The sequence below is a fragment of the Curtobacterium sp. MCLR17_055 genome, from assembly GCF_003234305.1.
Lineage (GTDB): Bacteria > Actinomycetota > Actinomycetes > Actinomycetales > Microbacteriaceae > Curtobacterium > Curtobacterium flaccumfaciens.
Genome location: NZ_QKSX01000018.1, coordinates 1 through 22,529 on the forward strand (window position 1 = coordinate 1; position 22,529 = coordinate 22,529).

General features: G+C 73.2%; 20 protein-coding genes. 14 read left to right on the forward strand and 6 right to left on the reverse strand.

The window, feature by feature from the left end; all coding sequences use genetic code 11:
* Nucleotides 1-77 precede the first annotated feature (77 nt).
* Together DEJ09_RS14735 and DEJ09_RS14740 are read left to right on the forward strand one after the other, a co-directional pair.
* Nucleotides 78-926, forward strand: coding sequence for a DUF1684 domain-containing protein (locus tag DEJ09_RS14735; protein ID WP_111089114.1), 849 nt, complete (start codon nt 78-80; stop codon nt 924-926).
* Nucleotides 927-1,027: 101 nt separating this feature from the next.
* Nucleotides 1,028-2,050 carry a transporter gene (locus DEJ09_RS14740; protein WP_111089081.1) on the forward strand — a complete coding sequence of 341 codons (1,023 nt, stop codon included), beginning with the start codon at nt 1,028-1,030 and terminating at the stop codon, nt 2,048-2,050.
* 69 nt (nt 2,051-2,119) lie between these two features.
* Here the strand turns inward: DEJ09_RS14740 and DEJ09_RS14745 are convergent, their stop codons facing one another.
* Nucleotides 2,120-2,680: a histidine phosphatase family protein gene (locus DEJ09_RS14745; RefSeq protein ID WP_111089115.1), complete on the reverse strand. Its 561-nt coding sequence runs from the start codon at nt 2,678-2,680 to the stop codon at nt 2,120-2,122.
* Between the two features lie 103 nt (nt 2,681-2,783).
* On the opposite strand from DEJ09_RS14745, the gene DEJ09_RS14750 reads away from it, so the two are divergent.
* From DEJ09_RS14750 to DEJ09_RS14760, 3 genes are read left to right on the forward strand one after another with little or no spacing between them, the layout of a single operon-like run.
* Nucleotides 2,784-4,022, forward strand: coding sequence for an LLM class flavin-dependent oxidoreductase (locus DEJ09_RS14750; protein ID WP_111089082.1), 1,239 nt, complete (start codon nt 2,784-2,786; stop codon nt 4,020-4,022).
* The gene (locus DEJ09_RS14755; RefSeq protein WP_111089083.1) at nt 4,019-5,404 is read left to right on the forward strand and encodes an NtaA/DmoA family FMN-dependent monooxygenase; all 1,386 of its coding nucleotides are present in this window, start codon (nt 4,019-4,021) and stop codon (nt 5,402-5,404) included. Before DEJ09_RS14750 ends, DEJ09_RS14755 begins: the two co-directional genes overlap by 4 nt.
* Entirely contained in the window at nt 5,401-6,543 is a 1,143-nt protein-coding gene (locus tag DEJ09_RS14760) for an LLM class flavin-dependent oxidoreductase (RefSeq protein ID WP_111089084.1), read from the forward strand. Before DEJ09_RS14755 ends, DEJ09_RS14760 begins: the two co-directional genes overlap by 4 nt.
* Before the next feature lie 212 nt (nt 6,544-6,755).
* Here DEJ09_RS14760 and DEJ09_RS14765 read toward each other — a convergent pair whose 3' ends face one another.
* Genes DEJ09_RS14765 through DEJ09_RS14775 form a run of 3 tightly spaced genes read right to left on the reverse strand, consistent with a single transcriptional unit; the run spans nt 6,756 to nt 9,701 of the window.
* Entirely contained in the window at nt 6,756-7,772 is a 1,017-nt protein-coding gene (locus DEJ09_RS14765) for a transporter substrate-binding domain-containing protein (protein WP_111089085.1), read from the reverse strand.
* Nucleotides 7,773-7,812: 40 nt separating this feature from the next.
* Nucleotides 7,813-8,586 (reverse strand): amino acid ABC transporter ATP-binding protein, encoded by a 774-nt coding sequence (locus DEJ09_RS14770; RefSeq protein ID WP_111089086.1) that lies wholly within the window; start codon nt 8,584-8,586, stop codon nt 7,813-7,815.
* Nucleotides 8,586-9,701 carry an amino acid ABC transporter permease gene (locus tag DEJ09_RS14775; protein ID WP_111089087.1) on the reverse strand — a complete coding sequence of 372 codons (1,116 nt, stop codon included), beginning with the start codon at nt 9,699-9,701 and terminating at the stop codon, nt 8,586-8,588. The genes DEJ09_RS14770 and DEJ09_RS14775 overlap by 1 nt, the downstream gene beginning before the upstream one ends.
* A 154-nt stretch (nt 9,702-9,855) precedes the next feature.
* Between DEJ09_RS14775 and DEJ09_RS14780 the strand changes: the two genes are divergently transcribed.
* The 4 genes from DEJ09_RS14780 (at nt 9,856) to DEJ09_RS14795 (ending at nt 14,163) form a co-directional block, all read left to right on the forward strand.
* The gene (locus tag DEJ09_RS14780) at nt 9,856-10,107 is read left to right on the forward strand and encodes a DUF4287 domain-containing protein (RefSeq protein WP_111054606.1); all 252 of its coding nucleotides are present in this window, start codon (nt 9,856-9,858) and stop codon (nt 10,105-10,107) included.
* Nucleotides 10,108-10,167: 60 nt separating this feature from the next.
* Complete coding sequence (locus tag DEJ09_RS14785) at nt 10,168-11,154, forward strand: hypothetical protein (protein WP_111089088.1); 987 nt, start codon at nt 10,168-10,170, stop codon at nt 11,152-11,154.
* A gap of 82 nt (nt 11,155-11,236) precedes the next feature.
* Nucleotides 11,237-12,616 (forward strand): alpha/beta fold hydrolase, encoded by a 1,380-nt coding sequence (locus tag DEJ09_RS14790; RefSeq protein WP_111089089.1) that lies wholly within the window; start codon nt 11,237-11,239, stop codon nt 12,614-12,616.
* Entirely contained in the window at nt 12,613-14,163 is a 1,551-nt protein-coding gene (locus tag DEJ09_RS14795) for a GMC family oxidoreductase (RefSeq protein ID WP_111089090.1), read from the forward strand. The genes DEJ09_RS14790 and DEJ09_RS14795 overlap by 4 nt, the downstream gene beginning before the upstream one ends.
* Before the next feature lie 28 nt (nt 14,164-14,191).
* Here DEJ09_RS14795 and DEJ09_RS14800 read toward each other — a convergent pair whose 3' ends face one another.
* Together DEJ09_RS14800 and DEJ09_RS14805 are read right to left on the reverse strand one after the other, a co-directional pair.
* Nucleotides 14,192-14,758: a GIY-YIG nuclease family protein gene (locus DEJ09_RS14800; protein WP_111089091.1), complete on the reverse strand. Its 567-nt coding sequence runs from the start codon at nt 14,756-14,758 to the stop codon at nt 14,192-14,194.
* A gap of 918 nt (nt 14,759-15,676) precedes the next feature.
* Nucleotides 15,677-16,522: a siderophore-interacting protein gene (locus DEJ09_RS14805; RefSeq protein ID WP_111089092.1), complete on the reverse strand. Its 846-nt coding sequence runs from the start codon at nt 16,520-16,522 to the stop codon at nt 15,677-15,679.
* Nucleotides 16,523-16,606: 84 nt separating this feature from the next.
* Between DEJ09_RS14805 and DEJ09_RS14810 the strand changes: the two genes are divergently transcribed.
* The 5 genes from DEJ09_RS14810 to DEJ09_RS14830 all read left to right on the forward strand — a co-directional run bounded on the left by DEJ09_RS14810 (nt 16,607) and on the right by DEJ09_RS14830 (nt 22,495).
* Nucleotides 16,607-17,290 carry a heme oxygenase (biliverdin-producing) gene (locus DEJ09_RS14810; RefSeq protein WP_111089093.1) on the forward strand — a complete coding sequence of 228 codons (684 nt, stop codon included), beginning with the start codon at nt 16,607-16,609 and terminating at the stop codon, nt 17,288-17,290.
* Between the two features lie 183 nt (nt 17,291-17,473).
* Nucleotides 17,474-20,131, forward strand: a complete 2,658-nt coding sequence (locus DEJ09_RS14815) for a phosphoenolpyruvate carboxylase (RefSeq protein WP_111039858.1) — start codon at nt 17,474-17,476, stop codon at nt 20,129-20,131.
* A 347-nt stretch (nt 20,132-20,478) separates the two neighbouring features.
* Entirely contained in the window at nt 20,479-21,687 is a 1,209-nt protein-coding gene (locus DEJ09_RS14820; RefSeq protein ID WP_258370585.1) for a multidrug effflux MFS transporter, read from the forward strand.
* A 59-nt stretch (nt 21,688-21,746) separates the two neighbouring features.
* The gene (locus DEJ09_RS14825) at nt 21,747-22,082 is read left to right on the forward strand and encodes an STAS domain-containing protein (RefSeq protein ID WP_017886068.1); all 336 of its coding nucleotides are present in this window, start codon (nt 21,747-21,749) and stop codon (nt 22,080-22,082) included.
* Nucleotides 22,082-22,495 (forward strand): ATP-binding protein, encoded by a 414-nt coding sequence (locus tag DEJ09_RS14830; RefSeq protein ID WP_035808261.1) that lies wholly within the window; start codon nt 22,082-22,084, stop codon nt 22,493-22,495. The genes DEJ09_RS14825 and DEJ09_RS14830 overlap by 1 nt, the downstream gene beginning before the upstream one ends.
* Nucleotides 22,496-22,529: the final 34 nt, after the last annotated feature.

Sequence of the window (22,529 nt, forward strand, 5' to 3'; positions counted from 1 at the left end):
ACCGTACGACGCGTGGCCCGCCGACGCACGGCGACACGATCGTCGCGCCGCCGGGCCACGCGTCGTACGGTCGACCCATGAGCACGACGACCCCGACGAGCGACACCACCCCGACGACTCCGACGTCCCCGGCCGCACCGACCTTCGCGGAAGCATGGACCGCCTGGCACGACGACCACGAGCAGGCCCGGGCGAGCGAGCACGGCTTCCTCGCGATCACGAGCATCCGTTGGCTCACCGCGACGCCGGAACGGTTCGAGGACGCCCCGGGCAGCTGGTCGACGGACGAGGACGGCCCGGTGGTCGCACTGGCCGACGACGAGACGATCGAGGTCGACGGACAGCCGGTCACCGGGACGCACCGGTTCGGCCCGCTGCCGGAGCGCTCGAGCACGAACGTGGTGTGGCACGACGGCGACGAGACCGTGGTGATCGAGGTCGCCCGGCGCGGCGGCAGTGACCTGCTCCGCCCGCGGCACCCGTCGAACCCGACCCGCGTCGGCTACCAGGGCACCCCGGCGTACTCGGCCGCTGAGCGCTTCGTCGTGGACGCGCACTTCGAGCCGTTCGACACCCCGCGCGAGGTCACCGTCGGCAGCGTCGTCGACGGCCTGCTGCACGTGTACGAGGCCCCCGGCGTCCTGACGTTCGACCTCGACGGGCCGCGGTCGCTCCTGGCGTTCAACGGGCACGCCGGCGGTCTGCACGTGCTGTTCACCGACCGCACGAGCGGAGTCACGACGTACGCGGCGAACCGGAGTCTCGACATCGCCGCGCCGGATGCCGACGGTGCCACCCGCATCGACTTCAACCGGGCGACGAACCTGCCGTGCGCGTACACCCCGCACGCGACCTGCCCGCTGCCGCCCGCCGAGAACCGGCTCGACGTCGCGGTCGAGGCGGGCGAGCAGCTGCCCGCAGCCTGACCGCGGAGCACGCACGGCCCGCGGGCACGCACGCCCCGCCGCGCGCACGGCCCCCGACCGCGCGACGCCGCAGCCGACCAGTCCACGAGAATGGGGGAGCCATGCCACGACCCACCTCCCGCATCCCGCTCAACACCCTCGCCGTCCCGTTCGGCCTCGCCGGCTTCGCCGAGACGTGGTCGTACGCCGCTCCCGTGCTGCACCTGCCCGCCGTGGTGCCGCAGGTGTTCTGGGCGATCGCGGCCGTCGCGTGGGTGTGGCTGCTCGGTGCGCACGCCGTCCGGGGCGCACGCGTCAGCGAACGGCTCGTCGACCAGCTCCGCCACCCGGCGCAGGGACCGATCGCCGCGCTCGTGCCCGCGACCGCGATGCTGCTCGGCGTCGACCTCGCGCGGTTCGCCCCCGTCGCCGGGCAGGTCCTGGTACTCGTCGCCGTGGCCACCGCGGCCGGGTTCGCCGCCTGGCTGCTGAGCACCTGGTTCGAGGGCCGGCTCGCCCTGGAGTCCGTGCACGGCGGCTACCTGCTGCCGACCGTCGCCGCGGCCCTGGTCGCCTCGGTGGCCACGCACGAGGTCGGCGTCGGCTGGTTGTCCTGGCCGGCCCTCGGCGTCGGCGTGTTCTTCTGGGGCGTCATGACCGGCCTGCTGCTCATCCGGCTGGCGTTCCGGCCGGCGCTGCCGGGGCCGCTCGTGCCGACGATGGCGATCCTGGTCGCGCCGCCGGCGGTCGCCACCCTGTCGGTGTTCGCTCTCACCGACGACGCTGTGACGCTGCCCGTGCAGGCCATCGCGGGGCTCGGCGTCCTGATGGTCCTCGTGCAGCTGGCCCTGCTCCCGCGGTACGTCCGCCTGGCGTTCTCGCTCGGGTTCTGGTCGTTCGTGTTCCCGGCCGCCGCGGTCGCCACCGCCGCGGTGGAGTGGTTCCGGGCACTCGCGCTGCCGTCCGCCTGGATCCCCACCACCGCGTTGCTGGCGCTGCTGAGCGTGCTCGTCGCGGTCGTCGGTGCCCGCTCGATCGGCCTCGCCGTGCACCACCTGCTCGGGCAGGCCGAGCGCACCCTGCACGACGCCGACGACGAGGACGCCGCCCCCGGCCCCGTGACGGGCGCGACGCTCGTGGTCTGACGAGCGGGGCGGTCGGGCCGCGCAGGCGGCGGACGGGAGGCCCGTGGCGGCCCCGCCCCGCGCCTCCCGTCAGGTCCCTGGGACGCCTCTCCAGCCGCTGGTCGCCCGCCAGGCGAGCGCGTCGAAGTGGAAGACGCTGCCCATGCCGGGCTGGTCGAGGGCGCGCGTGATCGGGAGGCCGCGCAGGTGGGCCAGGAGCAGCGCGCCGACCGCGCCGTGCGAGACGATCGTGAGGTCGCCGATGGCGCAGTGCCGGCGGACGGCCGCGACGATGCGCTGCTGGGCGTCGATCGCCCGCTCCCAGCCGCGGACCGACTGCTCGGGCTCCGCGAAGAACGCGTCGACGACGGCCTCGAACTCGGACGGCGGCAGGTAGCCGGTCGCGCTCCGGTCGATCTCGCCCAGCAGGGGGTCGCGCTCGACCGGCAGTCCGACGGCGCTGGCGAGCAGGTCGGCGGTCTCGACGGCCTTGCGCTCGGTGCTCGAGACGATCCGCCGGGAGCCCGGCGTCCACGCGAGCCGGTGTGCGGCGGTGGCCCGGACGCGTCCCTCGGGCGACAGCCCCCACGACTCGATCGGGACCGCGGGGTCGACCACCACTTCCGCGTGGGTCAGGAACGACGAGACCATCCGGCGATCCTCGCACGGTGCGAGGTACGTCACACGGCGACACCGTCGGTCACGTTCCGCAACACCGCTTCGCCGCCCCGCCGAACCGTCCTAGCGTCGCCCCATGACCGTGCCCGATCGCATCACCCTCGTCACCGCGCTGCAGGGCGCCGGCTGGCACCCCGCCGCCTGGCGCGCCGCCAGCTCGGCAGCGCACCGGCTCACGAGCCTCCGGCACTGGCGGGACGTCGTCGTCGAGCAGGACCGGCTCGGCGTCGACGCCGTCACCCTCGAGGACTCCTTCACCGCCGGCCCCACCGACCCCGACGGCGACCTCGACACGTCGACCGTCGTCGGCCGCCTCGACGCCCTCCTGGTCGCGAACGCGGTCGCCCCGGCGACCCGCGCGATCGGTCTGGTGCCGACCGTCTCGGTCACGCACACCGAACCGTTCCACGTCGCCACGGGCCTCCAGACCCTCGACCACGTCTCGCTGGGGCGGGCCGGATGGCGGATCCAGGTGAGCCCGACGACCCGCGAGGCCGCCCTGTTCGGCCGCCGCCCCGGCGGCGACGACGCTGCCACGCTGTTCGACGAGGCCCGCGAGGCCGCCGAGGTCGTCTCCCGCCTCTGGGACAGCTGGGACGACGACGCGATCATCCGCGACGTCACGACCGGCCGCTTCATCGACCGCGACCGCATCCACAACGCGGCGTTCTCCGGCTCGTTCGTCTCGGTGCACGGCGCGTCGATCGTGCCGCGGTCGCCGCAGGGGCGCCCGCCGGTGTTCACGCTCGCGCACCGCGCCGACGCGGCGGCGTTCGCGGTGGACGCCGCGGACGTCGTGCTGGTCACGCCCGGCTTCGACGGCCTGGAGGATCGGGGTGCGCTGGCACTCGTCCGTGACGCCGAGCAGGCGGCCGGGTCCGACCTCCGTCGTCCGGTCCTCGCGGACCTCGCGGTGCTCATCGGGTCGTCGCCGGCGGCCGCCGCCGACGAGCTCGCCGCGCTCGACGCGGCAGCGGGCGCTCCGTACGCCGTCGGCTCCGGGTCGGACACGTCCGTCCTCGCGACGACGGTGTCGGACCTGGTGGCACGGATCGCGGACCTGCGGGCCCTCGGGTACGCCGGCGTCCGGCTCCGTCCGCTGCGCATCCCGATCGACTCGACCGCCATCGCGCGGCAGCTCGTCCCCGCGCTCGTCACCGCGGGGCTCCGCGCCGACGTGGCGTCCCGTCCCACCGCCGACCTGCGCACGCGGCTCGGCATCGCGCCGGCGGTCAGCCGGTACGCGCGTCCTGCCGTCACCGGTGCCGGTGTCAGTTCCGGTGTCGGTTCCGTCTCCTCGGGGGTCTCAGCATGAGCGTCAAGCGTCAGGTCCACCTCGCCGCCCACTTCCCGGGCGTCAACAACACCACCGTCTGGAGCGACGACCGCGCCGAGAGCCAGATCGCGTTCTCGTCGTTCGAGCACTTCGCCCGGAACGCCGAGCGGGGGTGCTTCGACTTCCTGTTCCTCGCCGAGGGGCTGCGGCTCCGCGAGCAGAAGGGACGCATCCACGACCTCGACGTCGTCGGGCGCCCGAACACGCTCGCGATCCTGGCCGCGCTGGCCGGCGTCACCGATCACATCGGGCTCGTCGGCACGCTGCAGACGACCTTCAACGAGCCCGTGGAGCTCGCGAAGCAGCTCGCCACGCTCGACCACCTGACCGACGGCCGCGCCGGCTGGAACGTCGTGACGAGCTCGGACGCGTTCCACGGCGCGAACTTCCGCCGTGGCGGGTTCCTCGACCACGCCGACCGGTACACGCGAGCCGCCGAGTTCGTGGAGCTGTCGCGCGAGCTCTGGGACTCGTGGGAGTCGGACGCGATCGTGGCGAACGGGTCGGGCGCCGCCGGGACCCTGGGCGTCGGGGCCTTCGCCGACCGCTCCCGCATCCACGACGTCGACCACCACGGCCCGCAGTTCGACGTGACCGGCACGTTCCCGGTGCCGCGCAGCCCCCAGCGGCACCCCGTGGTCGTGCAGGCCGGCGACTCCGACGAGGGCCGCGACCTCGCCGCCGGGTACGCCGAGGTGGTCTTCTCGCTGCACACCGAGTTCGACGACGCGCAGTCGTTCTACCGCGACGTGACCGAGCGCCTGGAACGGGTCGGCCGGTCGAAGGACGAGCTGCTGATCCTGCCCGGCGCGACCTTCGTGCTCGGCGACACGGCGGACGAGGCCGAAGAACGTTCCCGGGCGATCCGCCGCGCCCAGGTCAGCCCGGCGACGGCGATCGCGTTCCTCGAACAGGTGTGGAACCGTGACCTGTCGTCGTACGACGTCGACGGGCCGTTGCCCTCGATCGAGCCCGACCTGGAGGGCGCCGACATCACCCGTGGCCGCGTCCGCCACACCCGCGACGTCCCCGCGCTGGTGCAGTCGTGGCGTGACCTCGCCGCGGCCGAACACCTGTCGATCCGTGACCTGGTCATCCGGGTTTCGACCCGTGGCGGCTTCGTCGGGACGCCCGCACACATCGCCGCCGAGATCGACCGGTACGTGCAGGAGCGCGCCACCGACGGGTTCGTCGTCGTGCCGCACACCAACCCGTACGGTCTCGACGAGTTCGTCGACCGGGTCGTCCCACTGCTGCAGGAGCGCGGCGTCTACCGGCAGTCGTACGACGAGGGCGCCACGCTCCGCCAGACGCTCGACCTGCCCGGACGGGTCCTCGACCGGCAGCGGGTGCTCGCATGAGCCGGGTCCCGCTCTCCGTCCTCGACCTCGTGCCGGTGAGCAGCGGGTCGACCCCCGCCGAGGCCCTGGCGAACACGATCGACCTGGCCGTCGCCGCGGAACGTGCCGGGTACGCCCGCTACTGGCTCGCCGAGCACCACCTCAACCCCGGTGTCGCCGGCAGTGCGCCGACCGTCGTCATCGGTGCGGTCGCCGCAGCCACCTCGACCATCCGGGTCGGCAGCGCCGCGACCCTGGTCGGCAACACCCGCGGGCTGCAGATCGCCGAGACCTTCGGCACGCTCGCCGCGCTGCACGGGCCGCGCATCGACCTCGGGCTCGGCCGCTCAGGAGCACCAGCACCGGGCACCCCGAAGCCGCCGTCGCTCGCCCCGCGGACCGACCAGGTCATCGACGGCCTGCTCGTCCCCGCGCCGTTCGAGTTCCGCATCGCGCCGGGCAGCCGGTTCGCCCTGCAGGGGGAGCTGCTCGGCCGGGTGCCGGGCGACGTCGAGCGGTTCACGGGCGAACTCGACCTGATCCGCGGCCTGTTCGCGGGCACCTGGTCGCGGGACGGTGCGGTGATCGAGGCCCCACCGGCCGCGAGCGCCGCCGTCGAGCTGTGGATCCACGGCTCCACCGGCGGCGAGAGTGCCCGGATCGCCGGCGCGCTCGGGCTGCCGTACGGCGCGAACTACCACACGTCCCCGGGCACGGTCCTGGCGTCGGTGCAGGCCTACCGCGACGCGTTCCGCCCGGGCGTGCTCGACGCCCCGCACGTCATCGTGTCGGCCGACGTGCTCGTGGCGCCGACCGCGGCCGAGGCGGACCAGCTCGGGCTCGGGTACGCCCAGTGGGTGCACTCGATCCGCTCCGGCGTCGGTGCGATCGAGTACCCCACCCCGGACCAGGCTCGGGAGGTGCGGCTCCCCGCTGAGGCCGAGGCGTCGGTGGCGGACCGGCTCGCGACGAGGTTCGTCGGCGACCCGGCACACGTCGCGGACCGGCTCGAGACGCTCCGGCGGGTCACGGGCGCGGACGAGTTGCTCGTCACGACGATCACGCACGACCACGACGCCCGGGTGCGCTCCTACGAGCTGCTCGCCGCGGAGTGGGCGGCGCCTGTCGTCGAGGGGGAGTCCGCTCTGGCTGCGGGATAGCTCGCTGCGTGCGCATGTTCCGACGTCCCACCTGTCGTTCGACTGGTGGGACGTCGTTCGTTGCGCACGCATCGGGTGCGTGTGCATGTTCCGACGATCCACGAGTCGTTCCCCTCGTGGATCGTCGATTGTCGATCGTCGAGCGGGGAGTGCCCCCCCGCACGCACGACACCCCCGCGACCACGACGGCCACGGGGGTGTCCCGGCACACCTCAGCTGTTGTCGAGCGGCAGACCCTCGGGGTTCACCTCGGACGTCTTCACGGCCTCGTTCGACAGGTTGTAGGCCGCGAGCCACTTCGCGTAGGTGCCGTCCTCGATCAGCTCGTCGATCGCCGCCGCGACGGGCTTCGCGATCCCGCTGCCCTGCTTCGTCGTCGCGGCGATGAGCCCCTGCAGGGACGAGCCGGCGCCGGAGTACGTGCCCGCGGTCTTCGTCGCCTTCGCGGTGCCCTTGCTCTGCGTGTTCTGGTAGGCGATCGTCGGGTTCGGGCCGAAGTATGCGTCGATCTTGCCCGAGTCGAGCGCGAGCTTGATCGCGTTGCCGTCCGGGTAGTACTTGATCGTGAAGTCCTCGCCCTTCGCCCGGAGTTCCTTCTGCCACTCGAGCAGGATGTTCTCCTGGTTCGTGCCGGAACTCACGGACAGGGTCTTCCCGGCGAGCACGGACGGGTCGCCGTCGAAGCGCAGCGAGCTCGACGCCAGCACCTGGAACGCCAGGTTGTCCTGCCGGTACGAGGCGAAGTCGTACTTCTCCTTGCGCTCCTCGGTCACCGTGACGTTCGAGAAGCCGGCGTCGTACTTGCCGCTGTCGATGCCGACGAACAGGTTGTCCCACGTGGCGTTCTGCACGTCAGCGCGCAGCCCGAGCTTCGCGGCGACGAGCCGTCCGAGGTCGGGCTCCGAACCGGTGATCGTCTTCTGGTCGTCACCGGTGAAGGCGAGCGGTGGGAACCCGGCGGGCAGGGCCCCCACGCCGATCGTCAACTTGCCGGACTTCCGGACCGCGGCGGGGAGCGCGTCGTGCAGCTTCGTGTCCTCGGTGACCTCGACGGTCGTCTCCTTCGCCGCACCGTTCGAGGCGGCGCCGATGGTGACGGAGCCGTCGGGTGCGCCGCTCGTGTCGGCGGAAGCGCCCGCGGAGCACCCGGCGAGGGCGACGACGACGCCGGCTGCGAGGACGAGGAAACCGGCGCGGTTGCGCCAGCGGGACGGGGTGGTCGTGGACATGGTTCTCCTTGGGGTGCGTGCGGGGATCAGGGGTCAGGGGTCAGCGGACGCGGGACAGGAAGTCGCGCGTGCGGGTGTGCTGCGGGTGGTCGAGCACCTGGGCCGGCGGCCCCTGCTCGACGACCCGCCCGTGGTCGAGGAACACGACGTGGTCGGCGACCTCGCGGGCGAAGGCGATCTCGTGCGTGACGATGACGAGCGTGGTGCCCGTGTCCGCCAACCCCCGGATGACGCCGAGCACCTCGCCGACGAGCTCCGGGTCGAGCGCCGAGGTCGGCTCGTCGAGCAGGACGACCGACGGCTCGAGCGCCAGGGCCCGGGCGATCGCGACCCGCTGCTGCTGCCCGCCGGACAGCTGCCGGGGGCGGGCAGCGCCGCGGTCACCGAGTCCGACCCGATCGAGCAGGGTCTGTGCCCGCGCTCGGGCCGTGGCGACGGGGACCCCGGCGGCGATCGGCCCCTCGGCGACGTTCTCGAGCGCGGTGAGGTGCGGGAACAGGTTGAAGTGCTGGAACACGAACCCGATCCGGGCACGCTGCCGCAGGATGTGCCGCTCGGGCAGCTCCTTCCAGCGCGGGACCCCGTCGCGGCCGGTGCGCAGGCGGACGCCGATGGGCTCGTCGCCGACGGTGACGACCCCGCGGTCGAGCGGTTCGAGGTGGTTGATCGCCCGGAGCAGCGTGGACTTGCCGGAACCGGAGGGGCCGAGGACGACGGTCACGCTGCCGGACGGCAGCGACAGGTCGATGCCGTCGATGACGACGCTGTCCCCGAACGCCTTGACGGCCCCGTGGATCGCGATGGCGGCGCTCATCAGATGCTCCTGTCGTCGACGGTGGAAGCGGACCCGGACGCGACCGCGCGCTCGGCGGCGGCTGCCCGTGTGCGGCGACCCGCGCCTCCAGGCCGTCCCGGACCACGTCCGGGCCCGCCGCCCCGCAGCGCGCTCCGCACCCGCTGCCACGGTGTCGGCGGCAGCGCACGGACCGACCCGCGGGCCGTCCAGCGCTCGACGTAGTACTGCACGATCGAGACCGCGCTGGTGAGCACGAGGTACCAGATGGTGGCGACGACGAGTAGCGGGATGATGTCGCCCGGGTACGTGCTCGACAGGTTCTGCACCACGCCGAACAGGTCGAGCAGTGACACGTAGAACAGCAGCGAGGAGGCCTTCAGCAGGCCGACGACCTGGTTCACGAACGCCGGGACGATCGACCGCAGCGCCTGCGGCATGATCACCCGCACGAACTGCCGGCGACGGGGGAGCCCGAGCGCCTGCGCGGCCTCGTGCTGGCCGTGGTCGACGGCGAGCACCCCGGCACGGACGATCTCGGACGCGTAGGCGATCTCACTGAGGCTCAGCCCGATGACCCCGATCGCCAGGTCGCCGAGCAGGTTCGCGGTCGGCACCTCGAACTGCGGCCCGAAGGGGATCCCGATGCCGATGGTCGGGTACAGCGACCCGAGGTTGTACAGGAAGACGAGCACCAGGATGAGCGGCACCGACCGGAACAGCCACACGTACCCCCACGCCAGCCCGGACAGGACCGGGTTGTGCGACAGCCGGGCGATGGCCACCAGGATCCCGCCAGCGAAGCTGATCACGGCGCTCAGCGCGGTGGCGGTGAGGGTCAGCTGCAGGCCGGTCAGGACCGCCGGACTGAACAGCCACTTGCCGACGGCCGGCCAGCCCCACTGCTCGTTCGTGAACAGCGTCTCGCCGAAGTTCAGCAGCACGACGAGCACGAGGGCCGCGGCGATCCACCGCAGCGGGTGCCGCAACGGCACGACGGAACGGTCGAGTGCGGCGTGTCCGGCCGCGTCGATGGTCGCGGTCTCCGGCCTGGAGGCGCGGCTCGCCCCGGTCGTCCGGCCCGCGTCGTCGACGCTGGTCGCCTCCCACTGCGGGGCCCTGGTGGTCTCGGTCATGTCGCGACCGTAGGAGGGCCGGACGCCGCCGACAACGCCTCGCGCAACACCCCGCCACGCGGCGCAACACCCGGCCATCCGGCGCAACGCGGCGTCACAGAACGGTGTCCTGCGTGACGTTCCGTGACGGCCGACGGAGCGCTACCGTTGCGCCATGACAGCGCATCGTGTGACCGCCCCGGTGCCCCCGGCGGACGGCACCAAGGTGAAGGGTCCGGCGTCGTACTTCCCGAGCATCGAGACGACCTACGGGCGCCCGGTGCAGGAGTGGCTCGACCTGGTCGCCGACCGGCTCGACGACCACCAGCACATGGAGGTCGTCGGGTGGCTCAAGGCCGAGCACGGCCTCGGGCACGGGCACGCGAACGCCCTGGTCGCCTACGTGAAGCACGCGCTGGCCTCCTGAGCGGTCGCGTCGCTCGCTTGTGGTGCGGCGGGTGTCGGTGGTCGTTCCTAGCGTGGGGGCGTGGCCGAACCCGTCGATGCGTGGTGGCGCCGCCGACAGTGGTCGCGCGGCGAAGCGGTGCCGTACGCCGTCGGACAGTTCCGCGCCGACTGGGCGCCGTACCCCGTGCTCATCCGGCAGTACCACCCCGACTGGAACCACGGCGTCGTCCTGACCCAGGTCCCCCCGGCGGCCGAGGTCCTGCTCACCTGGGAGTGCGACGTCGGGCACGTCTTCGTCGCGACCCCGTCAGAACAGCGGTCCCGCCCGGGCCGTGAACGCCGCCGCTCCGTGTGGTGCCCCGAGTGCGCGGTGCAGGCCCAGCCGCAGCGGTGGCCGGTGCTGCCGTCGGACTGGCCGCAGGCCGTGCCGGTGCCGCAGCGGGTCGTCCGGAGTGCCGGACGACAGACGCTGCCCGCGGCTCCGGTGCGCGGGGTCCCGGCCGGGGCCGTCGCGTCGAGCCGTTCCCGGTCCCGGTCCCGTCGGCCCGTCGCCGGCTCGGCCGGAGGGGCGCCAAGGCGGACCGCCCAGCCCGTTCCCCGCACGATCTGCCCGAAGACCCCGCGGCTGCCGTCGGGTGAGTCGTTCACGAGCGTCTGTGCCCCGGCGACGGCCTCGGCGGTCGAGGCCGAACTCCGGGGCATGCTGTCCGAGCGGTTCGCGTTCACCTACGACCACTCCGCCATCCGACTCGACCGCCCGTTCTTCGACCACGTCGAGGCCTGGCCGGACATCATCCTGCCCGAGCTCCGCGTCGCCATCGAGTACGACTCCACCGGTCGGCACGGCCTCGAGCACGTCGGCCCGCGGCAGGAGACCGACCGGAAGAAGGACCGCGCCGTCCGCGCCGTGGGGTGGGAGGTCGTCCGCATCCGCACCGGGCGGCTCCCCGCGCTCGGCCCGTACGACCTGCAGGTCTCGGGGATCTCCGGCCGGACCGTCGACCGGCTGGCGGACACCCTGCGCGAGCTCCGGGGCGCGCTGTTCGTCGACGCGTACGCCCGGTGACGCCGTCGATCGGGGTACACGCGCGACCCGGCGGGGTACGGCCCGGCTGGGAGCGGTCGCGAGCGACGGGTAGGTATACAGGGTGACCACCGTCTTCTGTCTCCACGCCCTCGGCGCGAGTTCCGAGGAGTTCGCGCTGCTGCGCGCCGAACTCCTCGGCGACCTCGACCTGATCGGCATCGACCTGCCCGGCTTCGGCCGCAGCCCGGCGTCGTCCGGCACCACCGTCGAGGAGATGGCCGTCCTGGTGGAGCGCGCGATCGGGGCGAGCGGCTCGACGGAGTGGATGCTCCTCGGGCACTCGATGGGCGGCAAGGTCGCCACGGTGGTGGCCGACCGCACGATCTCCGGCGCGAACGGCCTGTTCGGACTGCGGGCCGTGCTGCTCCTCGCCGCGTCCCCGCTCGCTCCCGAGCCGATGGACGACGACCGCCGCTGGACGATGCTCTCGTGGGCTGCCGGCGGCCCGATCTCCGTCGAGGACGCCGAGGAGTTCGTCTCCGCCAACACCGCGTCGCCCCTGGCGCCTGCGCGGCACGTCGCGGCGGTCCAGGACGTCGAGCGGACCGACCCCGCGGCCTGGACGGACTGGCTGTCCCGCGGCAGCCGCGAGGACTGGTCGGACGCCGCACCGAACCCCGTGCCCGCCCTGGTGCTCGCCGGTGCCGAGGACGGCGACCTCGACGCGGACGCCCAGCGCCGCCTGACCCTGCCGCACTGGCCGAACAGCGAGCTCCACGTCGTCGACGGCGCCGCCCACCTGCTGCCCTGGGAACAGCCCGAGGCCGTGGCCGAGCGCATCCGCGACTTCTGGCAGCGCCGCGTCACGGGGTCGCCGGTCGTCCCCGTGGAACACGCCCGCGTGATCGCCTCGCCGCGGGTCAGCGCCCGGACGCGGGGGCTGCTGGCCCAGCGCGCCCTGCCCGACGACCCGGCCGCCGCACCCCACGCGCTCACGCCGACGCAGCTGGACACCCTGCGCGCCGTCGCGCGGATCGTCGTCCCGCAGCCCGGCACCGACCAGGTCGACCTGGCACTGCGGGTCGACGCGCAGCTGGCCGCGGGGCTCGGCGACGGCTGGCGGCCGGACGGCCTGCCGGTGGACGCCGAGGCCTACCGTGCCGCGCTCGACGTGCTCGCTGCACCCGCCCGCGACGGCGTGCTCGACCAGGCCCTCGAGTCCGTGGCGGTCGGGCGGTACCGCGCTGACGGCGACCTCGACGCCGAGCAGCTGCGCGCGTGGTTCGAGGACGCCAGCGTCGACCTCGTGAAGCACTGGCTCGCACACCCCGCCACCATGGCCGCCATCGACTTCGACGGCTACGCGAACGGCGGCGACGGCGTCCGCAAGCAGGGCTTCCAGCTGCTCGCGGCGGGCGAGCGCGAGGCCTGGGAACCCGAGGCCCCCGCCGGCACCGCCACCACGATGGACACCGCACCGACGACCGGAGCTGCACGATGAGACTCGACGGACAACGCACGTACGGCACGGACGACGTCGTCGACGTGGTCGTGGTCGGCACCGGGGCCGGGGGAGCACCGCTCCTCGCATCGCTGGCCCGCCGTGGCCTGACGGTCGTCGCGCTCGAAGCTGGCCGCAACACCGAGCCGGGCGACCACGTGCCGGATGAGGTCGCCGCCCCCGGTGACATCAACTGGATGGACGAGCGGCTGAGCGGCGGCGGAGCCCCCACGGCCTTCGGCCCCAACAACAGCGGCACGGGCGTCGGCGGGTCGACGCTGCACTGGGGCGCGTTCACCCCGCGGCCGAGCGAGCACGATCTGCGACTGCGGACCGAGAGCGGCGCGGGGCAGGACTGGCCGATCAGCCACGCCGAACTCACCGGCTGGATCGAGCAGGTCGAGCACGACGTCGGCGTCGCCGGCCCCGAGCACTACCCGTGGGACCCCTCCCGCCGCTACCGGATGCGCCCGCCGGCCCGGAACGCCTCATCGGACATGATGATGCGCGGCACCGCGGCCGCCGGGATCACCGCGACCGACGCCCCGGTCGGCCTGACCACCGAGGACCGGCACCAGGAGCACCACGGGCTGCGCCAGGCCTGCGTGTCCTGCGGCTCGTGCCACCAGGGCTGCCGCAACGGCTCGAAGGTCTCGATGGACACGACCTACCTGCCGGCCGCCGTGGCGTTCGGTGCGGAGATCCGTCCGGAGTCCTTCGTGCACGGCATCGAGCTCGACGCGGCGGGACGGGTCGAGGCGGTCCTGTACACCGCCGCCGGCCGCGAGCACCGCCAGCGCTGCCGGACCCTCGTCCTCGCCGCGGGCGGTGTCGAGACGCCGCGACTGCTGCTGCACACCGGTGTCGCGAACGGCAGCGGGCAGGTCGGCCGGAACTTCACCGCGCACGGAGCCACCCAGGTGTGGGCGCGGTTCGACGAGTCGATGCGCTCGTACCGCGGGTACCCGTCGTCGATCATCACCGAGGACTTCGTCCGACCGGCGGACGCCGACTTCGCGGGCGGCTACCTCATCCAGAGCCTGGGCGTGCAGCCGCAGACCTTCGCGACCTCGCTGGTCCGGGGCGGCGGACTCCGCGGTGCCGAGCTCGTCCGGGCGCTGCAGGACTACCCGTTCTCGGCCGGCGTCGGCATCAACGCCGAGTGCCTGCCGTACGACGACAACCGCCTCGAGCTGACCGACGAACTCGACGAACACGGTGTCCCGCGTGCTCGGGTGTCCTTCACCCCGGGGTCGAACGAGGAAGCGATCCGCCGCCACGCGGTCCGCACGATGACGACCATCGTCGAGGCCGCTGGCGGTCAGGACGTCCGGGTGCTCGAACGCACGGCGCACACCATCGGCACCGCGCGGATGGGCACGGACCGCGAGACCTCCGTCGTCGACCAGGACGGCCGCTCGTGGGACGTCCCGAACCTGTGGATCGCCGACAACTCGGTGTTCCCGAGCGCGGTCATCGCGAACCCGGCGCTGACGATCATGGCGCTCTCGCTCCGTACCGCCGACCGCATGCTGCAGGCCGCCTGAGCAGGAGCCCCGACCGCCCGGTCGGGGCTCAGCCTCGGAGCGCGAGCGCCTCGCTCGTCCACCGGGCGTGCAGGTCCCAGGGGTCGTCGACCCCGGCAGCGACGGTGTCCACGTGGGCCAGGAGTTCCGGCGTGACCCGGAACCACTCGGTACCCGGGTACCGGCTGGCGGCGAACGTGGCGTGCCGTCGGCGTTCGAGGGTCCGGTCACCGCGCTCGAACGCCAGCAGGTCCTGGTGCGGGATCGCCGCGAGCCGCTGCCGGGGGTTCATCGTCGTGCCGATCTTGATGCGGTCGCCGAAGTCGTCGCGCATCCGCAGGTAGTAGACGACGTCGACCCGAGGGGGAGCGAGGTCGCCGTCCGGCACGTCACCCCATCGCCACTCGCACCGGGCACACACCATGCCCGAGGGGTACCGCACCCCGATCCGCGAACCGCACGCCGGGCACGGGGCGGGCAGTGCGTCCTCGACGCCGGGGTGTTCGGCCGCGAGGTCGGCGACGAACGCGACGTGCGCGCCGCACAGGGGGACGCCCGCGAGCCCGTCCGCGAGCACGCCTGCGCAACCCGGCACGCAGCACGACGAGGTGACCATGCGCCGAACGCTAGCCCGACCCACCGACGTGCCCCGGGCCTCCCGGCCGCTGCGCGCGCTGGGCCCACCGGGCATCCCGGGCGTACCTGGTCGAACCGGGCGTCCTTGGTCGAACCGGGCGTACCTGGTCGAACCGGGCGTCCTTGGTCCGTTCTTCCGACCAGGTATGCCCGTTCCCACCAGCCATCGCGCGCGCTCTGGGAAAGAACGGGCGTTCCTGCGGGAAACGGGCGCCCCGCACGTCCGCCGAACCGGGCGTACCGACCGAGATCGGGCGTGCCGGGCGTACCTGGTCGAATCGGGCGTACATGGTCCGTTCTTCCGACCAGGTACGCCCGTTCCCACCAGCCATCGCGCCCGTTCTGGGAAAGAATGGGCGTTCCTGCGACAGCCGGGTGCCTCGCACGTCCGCCGAACCGGGCGTACCGACCGAGAAACGGGCGTGCCGGCCGAGAACGGGCGTGCCGGCCGAGAACGGGCGTGCCGGCCGAGAACGGGCGGGCCGGGCGTACCTGGTCGAATCGGGCGTGCCTGGTCCGTTCTTCCGACCAGGTATGCCCGATTCCACCAGCCATCGCGCCCGTTATGGGAAAGAACGGGCGTTCCTGCGGGTACCGCGCGCCCGGCCGCCGGGCGTGCCGACCGAGATCGGGCGTGCCTGGCTGAATCGGGCGTACCTGGTCCGTTCTTCCGACCAGGTACGCCCGTTCCCACCAGCCATCGCGCCCGTTCTGGGAAAGAACGGGCGTTCCTGCGACAGCCGGGTGCCTCGCACGTCCGCCGAACCGGGCGTACCGACCGAGAAACGGGCGTACCGACCAAGATCGGGCGCACCCGGTCCGCTCTTCCGACCAGGTACGCCCGTTCCCACCAGCCATCGCGCCCGTCCTGGGAAGGAACAGACACGCAGGCCCGCTGTCAGTCGGTGAAGATCACCCCGACGGGCTCGCGCTTCTCCTCCTGGAACTCGTCCTCACCACGTCCGAGCGCCCAGTACGCCGACAACGACATCTCGCGCTTCTCCAGCCCCCAGTCGTCCTGCAACAGCCGACGGATCGCCTTCATCGCGGTCCGCTCGCCGTGCGCGAAGACCTGGACCGGCCGGGAGGCACGCGGCAGCCCGCTGGCCGTCTCCAGCAGGAGCGTGCCCGGCTGGGCGCCGGTGGCGTCCCGGTGCAGCCACCGCAGGTCGACCCCGGCCGGGTGCCGGATGTCCTGCTCGTCCGCGGGCCCTGCCACCTCGACCAGGGCGACCCCGGTGGCGGAGTCGGGCATCGACTCGAGTGCGGCGCCGATCGCGGGCAGGGCGCTGTCGTCACCGAGCAGCACGTGCGTGACCGCCGGGTCGGTGGTCGGCGCGTAGCCACCACCGGGCCCGGACAGGGCGAGCCGGTCGCCCGGCTGCGCGGACGCTGCCCAGGGACCGGCGAGGCCCTCGTCGCCGTGCACGACGAAGTCGATCGCGATGGTCCGCGTGGTGTGGTCGACCGCCCGCACCGTGTAGGTGCGGCGGGCCGGGCGGTCGTGCTTCGGGAGGGTCTCGCGCAGGGCCTCGAGGTCGTACGGCGGCACGAGTCCGAGCGATGGCTTCGCGAGCAGGAGCTTGACGTACTTGTCGGTCGAGCCGAGTCGGTCGGGGTCGGCCTGGGCGACGAAGTCCTCGAAGGCCGAGCCACCCAGGTGCACGCGCACCATGTGGGGCGAGAGCCGTTCGGTGCGGTCGACGACGAAGACGTGCTGGGGGCGTTTGGGTTTCGAGCTCATCGTGGGGGAGCTTCCTCTCGCGGGTTCGGCGCCACCTGGGTGATCCCTGCTTGACGCGCGCATCACTAAGGTTAGCCTTACCTCATGGACTCGACCGTCATCCCGTTCTCCGAGCTGCTGCGGCGTCGCACGCGGCGCTCGCACGGTGCCTCGGCCACGAGCGGCTTCATGCAGGACCTGCTCGGCGGCGACTGCGACGTCGCCGACTACGCGGACCTGCTCGGACAGTACGCCTTCGTGTACGACGCACTCGAGCGGGCGGCGGAACGCATGGCCGACCACCCCGTTGCGGCGCCGTTCGTCACCGCGCAGCTCACCCGGATGCCGGCGATCCGTGCCGACCTCGAGTACCTGATCGGCCCGGACTGGTCCGAGCTGGTGTGCCCGCTGCCCGCGACGACCGCGTACGTGCGACGCCTCAACGAGGTCGCGGCGGAGTGGCCCGGCGGCTTCGTGGCACACCACTACACGCGGTACCTCGGTGACGTGTCCGGCGGGCACGTGATCGGGCAAGTGCTGGCCGAGCGGTTCGGGTTCGACACGAACGGTGTCCTCTTCTACATCTTCGACCAGGTCGCCGACCCGAGCGACTTCGAGCACACCTACCGCGCCCAGCTGGACGCCGCGCCCTGGACGGCCGACGAGCAGGAGCGGGTGATCGCCGAGGTCGAGCTCGCCTACGACCTGAACCGTGGGCTGCTCGCCGGCCTCGATGCCCGCCGTGCGCCGTTCCGTCAGGAGCCGGGCAGCGCCTCCGTGCCTGCCTGACCCATCGGGGGAGTACCCAAGCAAGGCCGCGCGCGGGACCGCCCGGCCCCGCGCGGACCCTGCCCCGCGTCCGTCCGGACCCTGCCCCCGCGTCCGTCCGGACGGTCGACGTCATGCGCCCCCGGGTGCCGATACGCTGCTGGGACCCGGGACCAGCCTCCCGGACGACCCGGAAAGGACTCCATGACGGCGATCGACGGATCTGCACGCCACGAGCGCGCGCGGGACGACGTCAGCGGTGCGGTCGACAGTGACCTGCGCGCCGACGTCCGGTACCTCGGCAACCTCCTCGGCCGGGTGCTGCGGGAGAACGGGGGCGACGAACTGCTCCACGACGTGGAGTCGTTGCGCGCCGCCGTGATCGACGCCTACGAGGGCGACCACGCCGAGGGTGCAGCGCGTGCCCAGGCGATCGTCTCGGGCATGTCGGCCGAACGCGCCGAGGCCGTGGCGCAGGCGTTCACCACCTACTTCCACCTGACGAACCTGGCCGAGGAGCACCACCGCGTGCGGGTCCTCCGGCAGCGCGGTGACGACGGTGGGGTGGCCGGCGACTCGTTCCCCGCCACCTACGCCGAGCTCGTCGCCGAGGTCGGCGAGGCCGAGGCCGCCGAGCGCCTCCGCACCCTGCGGTTCCACCCGGTGCTGACGGCCCACCCGACCGAGGCCCGCCGCCGCGCGGTCACCACGGGTGTCCGCCGCATCACGGACCTCATCGATGAGCGCGACCGCGCCCGGAACGCGACGGCCCGCGCCGAGAACGAGCGCCGCCTGCTCGAGGAGATCACGACCCTCCTGCGCACCTCGCCGCTCCGCACCACCCGGCCGACCCCGCTCGACGAGGTCCGCACCGCGATGAGCGTGTTCGACCAGACCCTGTTCGAGATCGTCCCGCAGGTGTACCGCCTGCTCGACGACCGGCTGCAGGGCGACGACGCCGGCCGCGCATCCGTGATCGCCCCCGCGTTCGTGCGGTTCGGCACCTGGATCGGCGGCGACCGCGACGGCAACCCGCACGTGACGGCCGACGTCACCCGCCAGGCCGCCGAGATCGCGGCGGAGCACATCCTGCTCGGCCTCGCCCGCGCGACCACCCGAATCGGCAGCGCCCTGACGCTCGACGCGAGTGACACCCCCGCCGACGCCGGGCTCACCGCCCTCGTCGCCGCGCAGGAGTCCCTCGACCCGGGCATCGCCGAGCGCATCGGCGTCCGCGCACCGAACGAGACCCACCGCCGTGCGCTCCTGTTCGTCGCCGCGCGCATCGACGCCACCCGGACCGGCACCACCCCGCTGGCCTACGACGGCCCCGAGGCGCTGCTGGCCGACCTCCGCACGATCCAGGCGTCGCTCATCGCAGCCGGCGCGATCCGCCCGGCCAACGGCGAGCTGCAGAACCTGATCTGGCAGGTCGAGACCTTCGGGTTCCACCTGGCCGAGCTCGAGGTCCGCCAGCACTCGCAAGTGCACCGCACGGCCCTGGCGGAGATCCGCGCCGGTGGCGAACTGAGCGAGACCACCGAAGAGGTCCTCGCCGTCTTCCGCACGATCGCCGGGCTGCAGTCCCGCTACGGCGTCCGCGCGGCGAACCGGTACATCGTGTCCTTCACGCAGTCCCCGGCGGACCTGGCGAACGTGCACGAACTCGCGGTCGCCGCGCTCGGGTCCGCCGAGGCTGCGCCGGTGCTCGACGTCATCCCGCTGTTCGAGACCTTCGCCGACCTGCACGCCAGCGTCGACATCCTCGACGAGGCCGTCCGCACCGAGGCCTTCCAGCGACGCCTCGCCGCGACCGGCCGTCGGCTCGAGGTCATGCTCGGCTACTCGGACTCGTCGAAGGACGTCGGCCCGGTGTCCGCGAACCTGGCGCTGTACGACGCCCAGGCCCGCATCGCCGACTGGGCCCGCGACAACGACATCGAGCTGACCCTGTTCCACGGCCGGGGCGGTTCGCTCGGCCGGGGCGGCGGTCCCGCCAACGAGGCCGTCCTCGCCCAGCCGCCGGGATCGATCGACGGCCGGCTCAAGCTCACCGAGCAGGGCGAGGTCATCTTCGCCCAGTACGGCGACCAGGACATCGCCGCCCGCCACCTCGAGCAGATGGCCTCGGCGACGCTCTTCGCGTCGACGCCGTCGAACGAGGCGCGCACCGCCGCCGCGGCCGCCCGGTTCGCCGACCTCGCCCAGCAGCTCGACGACGTCTCGCGCGTCGCGTTCTACGACCTGGTCAAGGCCGACGGCTTCGCGCCCTGGTTCGCCCGGGTCACCCCGATGGAGGAGATCGGCCTGCTGCCCCTCGGCTCCCGCCCGGCCCGTCGTGGCCTGTCGGTGGAGTCGCTGGAGGACCTCCGCGCCATCCCGTGGGTGTTCTCGTGGACGCAGGCGCGCATCAACCTCGCCGGCTGGTACGGGCTCGGCTCCGCGCTCGAGGCCGTCGGCGACGTCGATGTCCTCCGCGCCGCCTACGCCGACTGGCCGCTCTTCGCCGCGATGATCAAGAACGTCGAGATGTCGCTCGCGAAGACCGACGAGCACATCGCCCGCCGGTACCTCGAGCTCGCCGACCGCGACGACCTCGCCGCGAAGGTGCTCGACGAGATGGTCCGCACCCGCGACTGGGTGCTCCGCGTCTCCGGCGGCAGCGACGTGCTCGAGGACCGACCCGTCCTCGCCCGCGCCGTGCGCCTCCGCAGCCCCTACGTCGACGCACTGTCGCACCTGCAGCTCCGTGCGCTGCGCGCCATCCGCACGTCCGGCAGCACGGACCCGACGGACGCCGACCACCGGCTCCTGCTGCTCACCGTCAACGGGATCGCGGCCGGCCTGCAGAACACGGGCTGACGCCCCCACCCCACGGACAGGAGGCCCGGTGCCAGCTGGCACCGGGCCTCCTGTCCGTCCGCGCGCACGTCCCGGGCCGCACCGCCCAGCGGTCACGAAGCGTCGGCTGCGCCGTCGCCGGGCGACGGAACGCGACCACTCGGCAGACGTGAGCGGGGTGTCGTGACCGCGCGCGTCCCCGGACGGGAGGCCCGTGGCGGGCCCGCACCGGGCCTCCTGTCCGTCCCCGCGCACGTCGCAGGCCCCCACTTCGTGAGCAGGAACGGTCGCCTCCGGCACCGGGAACCGACCGTTCCTGCTCACGAAGTGCCCGTCGAATCGATTCGGGGACGCGTACCGTGTCCGAGGTGACGACGGAGCGCAGCCTGGGACCGACGACGACCGTGCTGCCCCCGATCGTGCCGCTGGCGCTCATCGTCGGGGTCTCGCCGTTCGCGACGGACATGTACATCCCCGCACTCCCGGCCATCGCACGCGACCTCGGCACCACGCCCGGCGCGGTGCAGCTGTCGCTCACGGCGTTCCTCGTGGCCTTCGCGGTCGGCCAGCTGCTCGTCGGACCGGTGAGCGACGGGATCGGTCGTCGGCCGATGCTCGTCGTCGGGACCGCCCTGTTCGCCCTCGCGTCGGTCGGCTGCGCGCTCGCCCCCGACGTCGTGACGCTGGTGGTGGCCCGCGTCGCCCAGGGACTCGCCGGTGCCGCGGGCGCCGTGGCCGGTCGGGCGATGGTGTCCGACGTGACGAGCGGCACCCGGATGGCGAAGGTGTTCGGCACGCTCGCGGCCATCAACGCGATCGGGCCGGTGGTGGCCCCGCTGGCCGGGGGAGCTGTGCTGACGGTCGGGACGTGGCGGCTCATGTTCGTCGTGCTGGCCGTGCTCGGCGCCGTCTTCTTCGTGGCCGTGGTCCTGCGGTTCCGCGAGACCCTGCCGCCGGAGCGCCGTGGCGGGGTCGGGTTCGCGGCCAACGGGCAGCGGATCCGCGAGCTCCTGGCGATCCCGCGGTTCCGGGCCTACGTGCTGAGCGGGGTGCTGTCGACGGTGGGGTTCTTCGCCTACATCGCGACGAGCTCGTTCGTGTTCCAGTCGGAGTTCGGGTTCTCCGAGGGGCTGTACACGCTCGTCTTCGCCACGAACGCGTCGATGATGATCGTCACGACGCTGCTGTTCGGCCGGCTCGTCGGGCGGTTCAGCGAGGACGCCCTGCTGACCCTGGGCCTGGTCGTCGGGACGGTCGGGGCCACGGCCGTGCTGGTGTCGGCGCTCCTCGGGCTCGGGCCGGTGCCGGTGTGGTGCGCCCTCGCGGTCGTGACGGCCGCGTGGGGCTTCGTCCTGCCGGCGGCGATGACCCGCACGCAGCACGTCGGCGCGGCGCACCCGGGCACCGCGGCTGCCCTGCAGGGCGGCCTGACCTTCGGCATCGGCGGTCTCGGCACCCCGCTCGCCGGCGCCCTCGGCGGCACCGCGCTGGCGATGGGCGGGGTGATGGCAGCGCTGATGGCCGCGGCCGTCGTGGTCCAGGTGACGGCGACGCGGCGAAACCGGTCCCACAACTGAGGGGCTGAGCCGGTAGGTTGCTGGTTGCAAGGCGCACCGATCTGAGGAGACCCACCGAGATGGACATCGTCGTACACGAGGCGGAGACCGACACCGCCGTCCTGGAGTGCAGCGGCCGGCTCAACATGGTCTCCGCGCCCACCTTCCGCGAGACCGTGGCCCAGATCGTCGGCAACGGACGTTCGCGGCTCGTGGTCGAGCTCTCCGGGGTCGAGTTCATGGACTCCTCCGGCCTCGGCGCCCTGGTCGGCAGCTTGAAGACCGCACGCCAGGCCGGCGGCGACCTCCGCATCGCGGCGCCGTCGGAACAGGTCCAGATGGTGCTCAAGCTCTCCAACATCGACAAGATCCTGCGGACGTACCCCGACGGGGACGCCGCGGTGACCGACTGGTGATGACCGCCCCCGTCGCCGAGCACATGCTCGCACTGGCGTGCCCCCCGGACGACGTGTCCGCCGTGCACGACTTCCTCGCAGGCGTCTGGCAGCACGAGCCGTCCGTCGCCGCCGAGGACCGGATGGCCCTCGAGCTCGCCCTGGTCGAACTCACCTCGAACGTCATCGAGCACGGCGCCCGCCCGGACGGTGTCTCGTGCGAGCTCCGGCTCGAGATCGGCGACGAGCGCTTCCAGGCGCTGCTGTCTGACGACGGGGTCGCGGCGACGGTGGATCCCGACGCCGCCGTGCTGCCCGACGACTTCGCCGAGGGCGGTCGCGGGCTCGCGCTCGTCCGCATGGTCGTCGACGACCTGCGGTACGAACGCGTGGCCGACCGGAACCGCTGGACGGTGCTTCGCTCCCGGCACTGAGCGGGAGCACGGCCGTCATCGATCGGCCGAGTCG